At 58.9% G+C, this 12,640-nt stretch carries 12 protein-coding genes; 1 reads left to right on the plus strand and 11 read right to left on the minus strand.

The window, feature by feature from the left end; all coding sequences use genetic code 11:
• Positions 1 to 32: 32 nt before the first annotated feature.
• From JKP78_RS09290 to JKP78_RS09300, 3 genes are read right to left on the minus strand one after another with little or no spacing between them, the layout of a single operon-like run.
• Positions 33 to 299, minus strand: coding sequence for an acyl carrier protein (locus tag JKP78_RS09290; protein WP_186683941.1), 267 nt, complete (start codon positions 297 to 299; stop codon positions 33 to 35).
• Positions 296 to 1,102, minus strand: coding sequence for a MaoC/PaaZ C-terminal domain-containing protein (locus tag JKP78_RS09295; protein WP_186683940.1), 807 nt, complete (start codon positions 1,100 to 1,102; stop codon positions 296 to 298). The genes JKP78_RS09290 and JKP78_RS09295 overlap by 4 nt, the downstream gene beginning before the upstream one ends.
• 2 nt (positions 1,103 to 1,104) lie before the next feature.
• Complete coding sequence (locus tag JKP78_RS09300) at positions 1,105 to 2,373, minus strand: beta-ketoacyl-[acyl-carrier-protein] synthase family protein (protein WP_186683938.1); 1,269 nt, start codon at positions 2,371 to 2,373, stop codon at positions 1,105 to 1,107.
• A gap of 382 nt (positions 2,374 to 2,755) precedes the next feature.
• Between JKP78_RS09300 and JKP78_RS09305 the strand changes: the two genes are divergently transcribed.
• Complete coding sequence (locus JKP78_RS09305; protein ID WP_170033968.1) at positions 2,756 to 3,424, plus strand: acyl-homoserine-lactone synthase; 669 nt, start codon at positions 2,756 to 2,758, stop codon at positions 3,422 to 3,424.
• On the opposite strand, the gene JKP78_RS09310 is transcribed toward JKP78_RS09305, so the two are convergent.
• The 8 genes from JKP78_RS09310 to atpG form a co-directional block, all read right to left on the minus strand.
• Positions 3,425 to 4,147, minus strand: a complete 723-nt coding sequence (locus tag JKP78_RS09310; RefSeq protein WP_186683936.1) for a helix-turn-helix transcriptional regulator — start codon at positions 4,145 to 4,147, stop codon at positions 3,425 to 3,427.
• A 257-nt stretch (positions 4,148 to 4,404) separates the two neighbouring features.
• Positions 4,405 to 5,013, minus strand: a complete 609-nt coding sequence (locus JKP78_RS09315) for a LysE family translocator (RefSeq protein WP_200626579.1) — start codon at positions 5,011 to 5,013, stop codon at positions 4,405 to 4,407.
• Between the two features lie 507 nt (positions 5,014 to 5,520).
• Positions 5,521 to 7,356: a glutamine--fructose-6-phosphate transaminase (isomerizing) gene (glmS, locus tag JKP78_RS09320; RefSeq protein WP_170033974.1), complete on the minus strand. Its 1,836-nt coding sequence runs from the start codon at positions 7,354 to 7,356 to the stop codon at positions 5,521 to 5,523.
• A 3-nt stretch (positions 7,357 to 7,359) separates the two neighbouring features.
• On the minus strand, positions 7,360 to 8,136 hold the full coding sequence (locus JKP78_RS09325) for a DeoR/GlpR family DNA-binding transcription regulator (RefSeq protein WP_170033976.1): 777 nt from the start codon (positions 8,134 to 8,136) through the stop codon (positions 7,360 to 7,362).
• A gap of 279 nt (positions 8,137 to 8,415) precedes the next feature.
• A complete protein-coding gene (gene glmU / locus JKP78_RS09330; RefSeq protein WP_200626580.1) occupies positions 8,416 to 9,783 on the minus strand; it encodes a bifunctional UDP-N-acetylglucosamine diphosphorylase/glucosamine-1-phosphate N-acetyltransferase GlmU in 1,368 nt (455 codons plus the stop codon).
• Between the two features lie 111 nt (positions 9,784 to 9,894).
• Positions 9,895 to 10,320 (minus strand): F0F1 ATP synthase subunit epsilon, encoded by a 426-nt coding sequence (locus JKP78_RS09335; protein ID WP_023383131.1) that lies wholly within the window; start codon positions 10,318 to 10,320, stop codon positions 9,895 to 9,897.
• Between the two features lie 44 nt (positions 10,321 to 10,364).
• Positions 10,365 to 11,741: a F0F1 ATP synthase subunit beta gene (atpD, locus tag JKP78_RS09340; protein ID WP_170033980.1), complete on the minus strand. Its 1,377-nt coding sequence runs from the start codon at positions 11,739 to 11,741 to the stop codon at positions 10,365 to 10,367.
• Between the two features lie 27 nt (positions 11,742 to 11,768).
• Positions 11,769 to 12,629: a F0F1 ATP synthase subunit gamma gene (gene atpG / locus JKP78_RS09345; protein WP_170033982.1), complete on the minus strand. Its 861-nt coding sequence runs from the start codon at positions 12,627 to 12,629 to the stop codon at positions 11,769 to 11,771.
• Positions 12,630 to 12,640: the final 11 nt, after the last annotated feature.

Genomic DNA, 12,640 nt, shown 5'->3' on the forward strand with positions numbered 1-12,640 from the left:
TTCCTGCTCCTCCATGAATTGGGTACAGCGGCTCAGGCTTCGACGGCAGTCGATTCCTTGAGCTCGACGATGAATTCACAGAGCTGGCGCAAAGTGGCGATCTTGCGGGTGACGAACGAATCCGGGTTGATCGCCACGCCGATCTTCTTCTGCACGACCACCTGCATCTCGACGAAGTCCAGGCTGTCGAACTCCATCGCTTCAATGGTGGTATCGAGGGTCACTTCGCTTTCCTCGACATCCTTGAGGTCCAGGATCAGATCACGAACGATGGTGAATACTTGGTCAACAGTGGTCATTGTTTCGCTCCAGTGGGGTTGAGAACGGTCTTGATCATCAAGCCGAGGGTTATGGTCATTACATGGCTGCCGCTGACGACGACTCCGAGGTCGAGGGTGCCGACGGCCTTGCCTGGTGTTTCGATCAAGAGAATGTTGTCGATCTCGCAGCGGATATCGGATTGCAAGCTGCCCAACGAACGCAGATGCGTGCAGAACGTGATCTGGTGACTGGTCTGCACGACCAGGTGATTGGTGATGTCCTCGATACGCTCAGGAACCTGGCGTTGGGCAAATTGCCCGGACAGGCGCTCGAAGATCACCCCCAGATGGTTGCGGATGAAGTGGGAAAATATCAGCGCATCCAGTGCCACCCAGTCATCCAGCCCCTTGCCCAACCCTTCGCGAAACTGGGTGAGCCAAGCCTCGACATATTCCCGGTCAAGGGCGAAGCCTGGGGATTTCGACGCCCACGTTGGCGGCGCAACTTGCGAGACATGGCCGAGCACATGCTCGCTGTCACTGTTCTCGGAACGCAGCGTGAATGCCGTGCTTGCACTGCGCGGGCGGGTGGAAAGCGCGACAGGGCGGTTGCGCAGAACCGGCGCCTTCAGTAGCGCCTTGAACTGTACCCAGTCCTCATCGCGGCCATCGGCGGCACGCCCCATTTGATGTTTGATTGGCAGCAGCGCCAGCATGCCGTGCACCACGACATCCGCGGCGTCCATGCGCCGCGCCGCTTCCAGGTCAAAGTGAATAGGGTTGCGATCGCCGGAAAGATCAGCCCACGCCTCGATCTGTTCAGGGCCAAATTGCCACTGCATGATCAATGCACCTTGCGCAGCATGATGCCGGCATTGGCGCCACCGAAGCCGAAGCTCAGGTTCAGCACGTTGTCCAGCTGCCGCCCGTGCAAGTGCTCGTTAGGTACGAAGTTCAGGTCGCACTCAGGATCGGCCTCATCCAGATGGATGGTTGCCGGGATCGTGCCACGGGCCATGGCTTTGAGGCAGAAGATCGCTTCCATCGAACCTGCTGCACCAATCAGGTGGCCGGTGTACGACTTGGTGCTGGACATCGGAATGCCATGGGCAGCGTCGCCCAGCGCCAGTTTGATGGAGCGGGCTTCATTGACGTCGTTCAGCGGTGTGGAGGTGCCATGCAAGTTGATGTAATCGATGTGCGGCGCATCGACATTGGCTTGCCTGCATACTTCCTGGATCACCCGCACGCGAGCCTGCATGTCCTCGGCCGGGGCCGTCATGTCGAAGGCGTCCGAGTAGTTGGCGTAACCGGTGATTTCGCCGAGGATCTTGGCGCCGCGAGCCTTGGCCAGCTCATAATCCTCAAGGCACAGTACCGCCGCGCCTTCGGAAAGGATGAAACCGCTTCGCCCTTTGCTGAACGGGCAGCAAGCCAGGCGCGGGTTTTCCTGCTCTTTGCTCAGAGCCTGGATGACGTCGATCGACCAGACGTTGAACTGCTCTTTCAACGATTCGCTGCCACCGGCGATCATCATTTTCGCGCGACCGGCACGAATCGCCTCATAAGCTTCGCCAATGGCGATGGTGCCCGTGGCGCACGCTGCCACCGGGCTGTTTTGAACACCACGCATGTTCCAGTTCATGGTGATGGCCGCCGTCGCGGCGTTGCACATCGACATGACCGTGGCGAACGAGGTGGAAATGCCTTGTTGGCAATATTCGTTGTTATTGAAGTTCGCCGTGTCCAGCCCTCCCCAACCGGTGCCGAGAACGACACCACGGTCGAACGGTGCGACCACGTCATCCAGTGGTGTGTCGCCATAAGCCATGTGCAATGCTTCATGGGCCGCCACCAAGCTGTACTTGGCGAACAGAGGCAACATCTTGGAAATCTTCTTCGAGAACGGCCGCATGGCCTCGCGGCCGAAGTCGTCGATGAAACCGAAGAAGCGCGCATGGATAGTCGGGTCATCAAAACGGTGCAGACGATAGCCGATCTGGTAATCCATCATCGCGTCCCAGATGGCATCGGCGTTCTGGCCGAGCGAGCAGATCGCACCGTAACCAGTAACGACGACGCGGCGAGGTGCTGGAGAGGCTGGCTTTTCCATGGTCTTCCCTGATTGATGTGCTGGCGTGACAACCCGTGTATGAACAAGGGCGGCATTGAGTGCAGGCGCTAACTGCCAGGGCCGAACATACGAGGGTTTTCGATACCCATCGCAACCGTGTGCCTGGCAAATAACGTCTTGTAAGTTGTGAAAACTGGCGTCCTACACAACGACCCGGGAAGTGTGCCCAATTCTGCGATGGCAACAACTGTATCTAGGTACAGGCGCTCGGTATTTGCCGCAATACCGACGGGCTGCATGCACTTAAGTACAGGTTGCTCAGCGCCGACAGTTGATAGAATCAGCAGGTTGTATTTCGAAGGGCATGCTGTATACCAACGCCCACGCGACCGCCATACCTGAGGCAAGGGAACAGCCCAATATGATAACTATCGACTTTCACAAGATTGAATACCGTCGTGACCCACATCCTTGGGTTGCCGAGTTGTACGGCTTACGCAAGCATGTTTTCTGTGATCGCCTTAATTGGAAAGTCACGGTGAGAAATGGCATTGAATTGGATGAATATGACAACTGGAACACGACGTATCTGGTTGGCACTTGCCAAGGCATACCGTTGGCGGGGCTGCGCCTGATCAACACGCTGCACCCTTATATGGTTGAAGGTCCCTTTCGCGATTTCTTCAGTTGCACACCGCCCAAGCGGGCCTTGATGGCTGAATCCAGCCGCTTCTTCGTCGATAAGACCCGTTCACGCAAGTTGGGCCTGGCGCACTTGCCATTGACCGAAATGTTGCTTTTCAGCATGCATGACCACGGCGAACTGACCGGCTTGAAATCGATCGTCACCGTGGTCAGCGATGCCATGGCACGCATCGTTCGACAGGCCGGCTGGCACTACCAGATTCTCGACAGCGGCGAGGCGTCGCCGGGTGAGACGGTGCATTTGCTGGACATGCCGATCAGTTCGTCCAACCGCCTGCGACTGCTCGAAAGCATTGCGCGCAAGCAACCGCTGTCATCACTGCAGACCCAGCAATGGCCGTTGAGCCTGCAGTTGCACGATGTATCCGACAACCACATCGCCTGATCAGATGATGCCCTGTCGCTTGGCCTCGTAGACGGCTTGCTTGGCGTTGCCGACCTGCAATTTGCCAGAAATGTTCGACATGTGGAATTTCACTGTGCGCTCTGAAATTCCACAGTCCGTGGCAATTTCGCGGTAGGTCTTGCCGCGCATGACCAGTTGCAGCACGCCCAGTTCGCGGGTGGAAAGCGGCCCATCGGCTGCACTGGAAAACAGCTGATCGGTTTTGCGCGAGGTCATCAGCCAACTATGAAATTTGATCAGCAGCATTTGCAGCTGGCTTTGCTGCTTGGCCATACGTCGATCAAAATCCACTTGCGAACCCGCATCGCACACACTCAAGGCACAGAAGGTTCCGGACGCATCGCGCAGGGTAAACGTGGTACCCGAGCAGATTCGATAACGGGTAGCGCGCCTGAAAAAGTCCACGCCTTCGGGACCGCTGTTGGCAAGGGCTTCGTGCCAAGAGAAAGGTGTGATCTCCCTCAGCCCATGCTTGATGATTGGGTCGATCAGATAGCTCTTGTTATCTTTATAGCTTTTAACCCAGCTCGGTGGGTAATTTGAAATGATAATCGGCTCTACATTGCGATTATGAGTAGCGGCGTAGTACGCATATTTCAAATCTTTCACATCACACAATTGAAGCTGCAGCTCGTCATGCAGGTATGTGATGGGGTGGTTTTTATCGCATGTAGTGGCTGCGTCCCGGTTTCGACTGTCCATGTCGTGTTCCTGCCGTTTCTCACGGCGCGATAAATGGCAAAGCCATTGCGCCGTGCAAATCATTTTAGAGTTGTTGCTCAAAAATCGTGAGCCTCGGATTACCGCGCAAGCGTGATAGTCGGTGATATTAAAATGTGAGTCAATGTGGATGCTGGAACTCTGTTTATCCGTTTGTCGTGGCTATCGCGATTACGACCAAGGTACGTGTCGCATGTGACATATAGATTGCGACTTTCGGATAAGTTCCATTCAGCGTTTTATTTGCTAGCCGACGCCATCAGAATACCAAAGCAAAAGAAGGTGATTCCGGAGAGCTTGCCGACGATTCGCGCGCCACGGTTGGTCGACAACCAGCCCCTGGCGCCATTGGCCATCAGCGCGTAGCCGGTGTGCACCAACACGACGAGCAAGGCATAGGACGAAACCAACAGGAAGAACTGCCGGTAGTAGTTGTCCTGGGGGCTGATGAATTGCGGAAACACCGCCAGGAAGAAGAATCCGGCCTTGGGATTCAGCAGCTGGATCGACAACGCTTCGACGAAGCGCCGCCAGGGTTGCGTGGCGGTCACGGCGAGCTCCGGGATGAAACGCTGGGTACGCCACATCTTCACGCCCAAGTACAACAAGTACAACGCGCCGACGTACTTGAGTACGGTGAACGCCGTTGCCGAGGTCGCCAGAACCAACCCCACACTACTGGCCGAGAGCCCAGCAACGATGAAAGCGCCCAAGGCGATACCGAAGATCCCCGGCAGGGCACCGCTCCAGCCATGGCGCAGGGCATTGGAGAGGGTCAGCACCACCCCGGGGCCGGGGCTCAATACGGTAAGGGTCGCGAGGATGAAAAACAGTCCATAACTGGCCATGCAAGGTGCCTCCTGGCAATCAACTCAACAGCTTCCGGGCGTCCACAACCTGTACTGCCAAGCAGCCCCGGTTAACAACGAGCCAGTACCGACCACGTGCAGTGACAGCTGCAGGCTGTGACAGCGCAGCCACCATCGCCCCCACAGAGGTGCGACCTTTAGATTGGCGTGAAGCACACAAGCTTACAAACGCTTTAATTGCGCCTCTGCTGTGACTTAATTAGACACCTATCCCCTTTCTCAGCTGGCACTGCCGCTGATTTGCTAGTGCTATAGCGTGTCGCCGGCATCGGGCCCAGGCGACTTTGACAGGTGAAAAGCTATCGCCAGTAGGACGCTGTGGCAGGAGACGAGCTATTGGAAAAGGCGTGGACGAGAGGCGAAGCGGGTTGCGGCGAGCGCAACAGAGGCAGGAAGTGCTTGTCGCCGAAGGGAGCCACGGGTGGCTCCCTCCCTTTGCGACAGCTTCAGTTATCAGAAACCAACAGCTGCAGAAACTGCAGCGCCTTACTCCACAGTCACCGACTTGGCCAAGTTACGCGGCTGGTCCACATCCGTGCCCTTGAGCACCGCCACGTAGTAGGACAGCAGCTGCAACGGGATGGTGTAGAGGATCGGCGCCAGGGCATCGATGATGTGCGGTACCTTGATCACGTGGGTGCCTTCGCCGTTGCTCATGCCGGCCTGCTCGTCGGCGAACACCACCAGCTCGCCACCACGGGCGCGCACCTCCTGCAGGTTGGACTTGAGCTTTTCCAGCAGTTCATTGTTCGGCGCCACGGTAACCACTGGCATATCGTTGTCTACCAGGGCCAGCGGGCCGTGCTTGAGTTCGCCCGCCGGATAGGCTTCGGCGTGGATGTAGGAGATCTCCTTGAGCTTGAGCGCTCCTTCCATGGCCACCGGGTACTGGGCACCACGGCCCAGGAACAGGGTGTGATGCTTGTCGGCGAACAGCTCGGCGGTCTTCTCGACGATGGCGTCCATCGCCAGCGCTTCGCCCAGGCGGGCCGGCAGGCGGCGCAGCTCCTCCACCAGCTCGGCCTCGACACCGGCTTGCAGGGTACCGCGCACCTGGCCCAGGGCCAGGGTCAGCAGCATCAGCGAAACCAGCTGGGTAGTGAAGGCCTTGGTCGAGGCTACGCCGATTTCCGGGCCGGCCAGGGTCAGCAGGGTCAGGTCGGATTCACGCACCAGCGAGCTGATGCCTACGTTGCAGATCGCCAGGCTGCCCAGGAAGCCCAGCTCCTTGGCGTTGCGTAGCGCTGCCAGGGTGTCGGCGGTTTCGCCGGACTGGGAGATGGAGACGAACAGGGTGTCCGCTTGCACTACAACCTTGCGGTAGCGGAATTCGCTGGCCACTTCCACCTGGCAAGGTATGCCCGCCAGTTCTTCCAGCCAGTAGCGGGCCACCATGCCGGCGTGATAGCTGGTGCCACAGGCAACGATCTGTACGTTACGCACCTTGGCGAACAGCTCGGCAGCCTGTGGGCCAAAGGCCTGGACCATGACGTGATCCTTGCCCAGGCGGCCTTCCAGGGTGCGCTGCACTACGCTTGGCTGCTCGTGGATTTCCTTGAGCATGAAGTGGCGATAGGTGCCCTTGTCGGCCGCTTCGGCGCCTTCGTGGTACTGCACGGTCTCACGCTGTACCTTGTGCCCGGCCTGGTCCCAGATGCTCACTTGGTCACGGCGGATCTCGGCGATATCGCCTTCTTCGAGGTACATGAAGCGGTCGGTGACCTGGCGCAGCGCCAACTGGTCGGAGGCCAGGAAGTTTTCACCCAGCCCCAGGCCGATGACCAGCGGGCTGCCGCTGCGTGCCGCCACCAGGCGGTCGGGTTGGTCGGCACTGACCAGCGCCAGGCCGTAGGCGCCATGCAGGCGCTTCACCGCGGCCTTGAGGGCATCGGTGAGGTCGGGAACGCGCTTGAGGGTGTGATGGATCAGGTGGACGATGACTTCGGTATCGGTCTGCGAACTGAAGACGTAGCCAAGGCCCTTCAGTTCCTCGCGCAGTTCTTCATGGTTCTCGATGATGCCATTGTGTACCACCGCCACCGTGTCGCTGGAGAAGTGCGGGTGGGCGTTGCCTTCGGTCGGCGCACCGTGGGTAGCCCAGCGGGTATGGGCGATGCCCAGCTGCCCGGACAGTGGCTCGGCGGCAACCGCAGCTTCCAGCTCGCTGACCTTGCCGATACGGCGGCGGCGCTGCAGTTCACCGTTCTGGGTGAGCACGGCCAGGCCGGCGCTGTCGTAGCCGCGGTACTCAAGACGCTTGAGGCCTTCGATCAGGATGGCTGTGATGTTGCGTTCGGCGACGGCACCAACGATTCCACACATGGTTTATTGCTCCTGGCTGATCGCGGCGCAGATCAGGTTGATGCCGCGGGCTTGAATTTGTTCGCGTGCCGCTGCGGGCAGGCGTTCGTCAGTAATAAGGGTGTGCACGCTGCCCCAGGGCAGCTCAAGGTTGGGGATCTTGCGCCCGACCTTGTCCGACTCGACCATCACGATCACTTCTCGGGCGACTTCGGCCATGACTCGGCTCAGCCCGAGCAGCTCGTTGAAGGTGGTGGTACCCCGGCCGAGATCGATGCCATCGGCGCCGATGAACAGCTGGTCGAAATCATAGGAACGCAATACCTGCTCGGCCACCTGGCCCTGGAACGATTCGGAATGGGGGTCCCAGGTACCGCCCGTCATCAGCAGCACCGGCTCATGTTCGAGGTCGCAGATGGCGCGGGCGACGTTCAGCGAATTGGTCATCACCACCAGGCCAGGCTGGCGCCCCAGTTCAGGGATCATCGCCGCCGTGGTGCTGCCACTGTCGATGATGATGCGTGCATGTTCACGAATACGGCCGACGGCGGCACGTGCAATGGCCTTTTTATAGGAAGATACGGGCTGGGCGGGTTCAGCGAGCAGCTCGTGCGGCACCGGGACTGCGCCACCATAACGGCGTAACAGGAGGCCGTTGGTTTCGAGGGCGGCCAGATCCTTGCGAATGGTCACTTCCGAGGTGGCGAAACGCTTGGCCAACGCGTCCACACTCACCTCGCCCTGCTCGCTGAGCAATGCCAGGATGTTATGCCGCCGTTGTGGTGTGTTTCGTTTCGACATTCGCGCTTAAGTTTCGATTCGAAAGATAATGCTTGCAATCAAAACCTAAGATGGGCGATTCGTCAAGCTGTGGATAAAAGCCCAAGATAAATGGCCAACCGCTGGGAGTGGGTTCGCCTGCGAAGAACCACCTGTGGCTGGCACCGGCTTTGCCGGTGTTCGCGGCTGAAGCCGCTCCTACAGGAATTGTGCAAAACTCATCCAAAATGGATGGGCCGCCCACAAAAAAGCCGACTTATTCACATAAGTCGGCTGTTGATCGAACTAGCTGTGTATAACTCAGTTCTTCTTGATCTTCTCCGGCCGCTTCCAGCCCGCGATGTTGCGTTGGCGGGCTCGTGCTACCGCCAGGTCACCAGCCTCGACGGTCTGGGTGATGGTCGAACCAGCTGCAGTGGTCGCACCCGCCTGGATATCCACAGGGGCAACCAGCGAATTGTTCGAGCCGATGAAGACATCTTCGCCCATCACGGTCTTAAACTTGTTGGCGCCATCGTAGTTGCAAGTGATGGTACCGGCACCGATGTTGGTGCGTGCGCCAATCTCCGCATCGCCCAGGTAGGTCAGGTGGCCAGCCTTGGCCCCCTCCCCCAGGTGCGCGTTCTTCAGTTCGACAAAGTTACCCACATGGGCCTTGGCCTCCAGCACGCTGCCCGGGCGCAGGCGGGCGAACGGGCCGGCATCGCTGCCCTCACCCATCACGGCGCCTTCGAGGTGGCTGTTGGCTTTGACTACTGCGCCCTTGCGCAGGGTAGTGTTCTTGATCACGCAGTTCGGGCCGATCAGGACGTCGTCCTCGATGACAACCTTGCCTTCGAGAATTACGTTGATGTCGATCAGCACGTCACGGCCGACGGTCACTTCACCGCGAACATCGAAGCGTGCCGGATCGCGCAGGGTCACGCCCTGGGCCATCAGGCGGCGGCCTTCGCGCAGCTGGTAGTGACGTTCCAGTTCGGACAGCTGGCGACGGTCATTGGCGCCTTGCACTTCCATAGGGTCGTGTGGCTGCTCGGTAGCCACTACCAGGCCGTCGGCCACCGCCATGGCGATGACATCGGTCAGGTAATACTCGCCTTGGGCATTGTTGTTCGACAGGCGACCCATCCAGTCAGCCAGGCGTGCGGCTGGCAGGGCAAGAATGCCTGTGTTGCCTTCCTTGATCGCTTTCTGCGCATCGTTGGCGTCCTTGTGCTCAACGATAGCGGTCACCTTGCCCTGCTCGTCACGCACGATGCGGCCATAGCCGGTCGGGTCGTCGAGGGTTACCGTGAGCAGGCCCAGCTGCTGGGAGTTGGCCTTGGCCAGCAGGCGCTGCAGCGTCTCCACTTCAATCAAAGGCACGTCGCCGTACAGCACCAGCACGGTGTCGGCAGTCAAGGCCGGCAACGCCTGGGCAACTGCATGGCCGGTGCCCAGTTGCTTGTCCTGCATGACGAAGTTCAGGTCGTCGGCGGCCAGGCGCTCGCGTACCAGTTCGGCACCATGGCCAATGACCACGTGAATACCTTGCGGCTGAAGCTGGCGCGCACTGTGGATAACATGCCCGAGCATGGAATTGCCGGCTACCGGATGCAGCACCTTGGGCAGCGCCGAGCGCATGCGGGTACCTTGGCCGGCAGCGAGAATAACGATATCGAGTGACATTACTGGCTACCAATCCTGGGCGGTCAGTGAAATGACCGGTTCTAAGGTTGCAAAAAAGAAAAGGGTAGCCGATGGCTACCCTTGTTCTCAATCTACATGAAGCCTGCGGAATTAACCGCCGAACTTCTTGCGGATCTGCTGGACGGTACGCAGCTGGGCTGCGGCCTCGGCCAGACGTGCGGATGCGGCACTGTAGTCGAAATCCGCGCCTTTCTCATGCAGGGCCTTCTCAGCTGCCTTGACGGCATCCTGAGCGGAGGCTTCGTCCAGGTCGGCTGCACGTTGCACGGTGTCGGCGAGTACCTTGACCATGTTCGGCTGCACTTCCAGGAAGCCGCCAGAGATGTAGAACACCTCGCGCTCGCCGCCCTGCTTGGTCAGCGTAATCGGACCTGGCTTCAGATTGGTGATCAGCGGCGCGTGGCCCGGAGCGATACCCAGATCGCCCAGGTTGCCGTGCGCAACCACCATCTCGACCAGACCGGAGAAGATTTCTCCTTCCGCGCTGACGATATCGCAATGGACTGTCATAGCCATCTGCTTGCCTCAACCTGATTAGCGCCCCTTTCGGGGCGCCGGGATTACAGTTTCTTGGCTTTCTCGATCGCTTCGTCGATGCTGCCGACCATGTAGAACGCTTGTTCTGGCAGGTGGTCGTAGTCACCTTTGAGGATGCCGCTGAAGCCAGCGATGGTGTCTTTCAGGGAAACGTACTTGCCTGGCGAACCGGTGAAGACTTCGGCCACGAAGAACGGCTGCGACAGGAAGCGCTGGATCTTACGAGCGCGGGCTACCAGTTGCTTGTCGGCTTCGGACAGTTCGTCCATACCCAGGATCGCGATGATGTCTTTCAGCTCTTTGTAGCGCTGCAGAACATACTGAACCTGGCGGGCAGTTTCGTAGTGCTCGTTGCCGATCACGTTCGGGTCCAGCTGGCGCGAAGTCGAGTCCAGTGGGTCAACCGCTGGGTATATACCCAGGGAAGCGATGTCACGGGACAGAACGACGGTGGCGTCCAGGTGGGCGAAGGTGGTGGCTGGCGACGGGTCGGTCAGGTCGTCCGCAGGTACGTATACGGCCTGGATCGAGGTGATCGAACCTTCTTTGGTCGAAGTAATACGCTCTTGCAGAACGCCCATCTCTTCGGCCAGGGTCGGCTGGTAACCTACTGCGGAAGGCATACGGCCCAGCAGTGCGGATACTTCGGTACCGGCCAGGGTGTAACGGTAGATGTTGTCGACGAACAGCAGAACGTCGTTACCTTCGTCACGGAACTTCTCAGCCATGGTCAGGCCGGTCAGCGCTACGCGCAGACGGTTTCCTGGTGGCTCGTTCATCTGACCGTAGACCAGTGCTACCTTGTCGAGAACGTTGGAGTCCTTCATCTCGTGGTAGAAGTCGTTACCCTCACGAGTACGCTCACCCACACCAGCGAACACGGAATAACCGCTGTGCTCGATGGCGATGTTACGGATCAGTTCCATCATGTTAACGGTCTTGCCGACGCCGGCACCACCGAACAGACCAACCTTACCACCCTTGGCGAACGGGCAAACCAGGTCGATAACCTTGATGCCGGTTTCCAGCAGGTCGTTGCCGCCTGCCTGGTCAGCGAAGGAAGGCGCCTTCTGGTGGATACCACGACGCTCTTCTTCGCCGATCGGGCCAGCTTCGTCAATCGGGTTGCCCAGAACGTCCATGATACGGCCCAGGGTGGCCTTACCAACAGGAACGGAGATGGCAGCGCCGGTGTCGACGACATCCAGACCGCGCTTCAGGCCTTCGGTCGAGCCCATCGCAATGGTACGAACCACGCCGTCGCCCAGCTGCTGCTGAACTTCCAGGGTGGTGTCCGCGCCTTGTACTTTCAGCGCGTTGTAAACACTCGGCACGACGTCACGTGGGAATTCCACGTCGATGACGGCGCCGATGATTTGAACGATACGTCCGCTACTCATAGCTGGATCCTCTGAATATTTGAACCGTTAAACCGCGGCAGCGCCGCCGACGATTTCCGAGATCTCCTGGGTGATCGCAGCCTGACGCGCCTTGTTGTAGATCAGCTGGAGTTCGCTGATCAAATCACCGGCGTTGTCTGTGGCGTTCTTCATGGCGATCATCCGGGCCGCTTGTTCAGCAGCGTTGTTCTCGACCACCGCCTGGTACACCTGCGACTCCACGTAACGCACCATCAAGCCGTCCAGCAGCTCTTTTGCGTCGGGTTCGTACAGGTAGTCCCAGTGATGCTTGAGATCCTGATCCGGGGTTGCCACCAACGGTACCAATTGCTCGACCGTCGGTTTTTGGGTCATGGTGTTGATGAACTTGTTCGAAACCACCGAGAGGCGATCGATGCGGCCGTCCAGGTAGGCGTCCAGCATCACTTTGACGGAGCCGATCAGGTCGTTGATCGATGGCTCTTCGCCCAAGTGGCTGATCGCGGCTACGACGTTACCGCCAAAGCTGCGGAAGAATGCCGCACCCTTGCTGCCGATCACGCACAGGTCGATTTCAACGCCCTGTTCGCGGTTTTCGTTCATGTCCTTGACCAGGGCCTTGAACAGGTTGGTGTTCAAGCCGCCGCACAGACCACGGTCACTGCTCACCACGATATAACCGGCGCGCTTTACAGGGCGCTCGATCATGAACGGGTGGCGGTACTCCGGGTTGGCGTTGGCCAGATGACCGATCACCTGGCGGATACGCTCCGCATAAGGACGGCTAGCAGCCATGCGCAGTTGTGCCTTGCGCATTTTGCTGACCGCCACTTTTTCCATGGCGCTGGTAATTTTTTGCGTGCTTTTGATGCTCGCAATCTTACTGCGAATCTCTTTTGCGCCTGCCATGTATCACCTAT

This window comes from Pseudomonas sp. LAM2023 (genome assembly GCF_016620375.1).
In the GTDB taxonomy this organism is placed as follows: domain Bacteria; phylum Pseudomonadota; class Gammaproteobacteria; order Pseudomonadales; family Pseudomonadaceae; genus Aquipseudomonas; species Aquipseudomonas anuradhapurensis.

Coding starts and splice junctions, on each gene's coding strand:
- JKP78_RS09290 (WP_186683941.1), bottom strand. CDS start 299: ATGACCACTGTTGACCAAGTATTCACCATCGTTCGTGATCTGATCCTG.
- JKP78_RS09295 (WP_186683940.1), bottom strand. CDS start 1,102: ATGCAGTGGCAATTTGGCCCTGAACAGATCGAGGCGTGGGCTGATCTT.
- JKP78_RS09300 (WP_186683938.1), bottom strand. CDS start 2,373: ATGGAAAAGCCAGCCTCTCCAGCACCTCGCCGCGTCGTCGTTACTGGT.
- JKP78_RS09305 (WP_170033968.1), top strand. CDS start 2,756: ATGATAACTATCGACTTTCACAAGATTGAATACCGTCGTGACCCACAT.
- JKP78_RS09310 (WP_186683936.1), bottom strand. CDS start 4,147: ATGGACAGTCGAAACCGGGACGCAGCCACTACATGCGATAAAAACCAC.
- JKP78_RS09315 (WP_200626579.1), bottom strand. CDS start 5,013: ATGGCCAGTTATGGACTGTTTTTCATCCTCGCGACCCTTACCGTATTG.
- glmS (WP_170033974.1), bottom strand. CDS start 7,356: ATGTGTGGAATCGTTGGTGCCGTCGCCGAACGCAACATCACAGCCATC.
- JKP78_RS09325 (WP_170033976.1), bottom strand. CDS start 8,136: ATGTCGAAACGAAACACACCACAACGGCGGCATAACATCCTGGCATTG.
- glmU (WP_200626580.1), bottom strand. CDS start 9,783: ATGTCACTCGATATCGTTATTCTCGCTGCCGGCCAAGGTACCCGCATG.
- JKP78_RS09335 (WP_023383131.1), bottom strand. CDS start 10,320: ATGGCTATGACAGTCCATTGCGATATCGTCAGCGCGGAAGGAGAAATC.
- atpD (WP_170033980.1), bottom strand. CDS start 11,741: ATGAGTAGCGGACGTATCGTTCAAATCATCGGCGCCGTCATCGACGTG.
- atpG (WP_170033982.1), bottom strand. CDS start 12,629: ATGGCAGGCGCAAAAGAGATTCGCAGTAAGATTGCGAGCATCAAAAGC.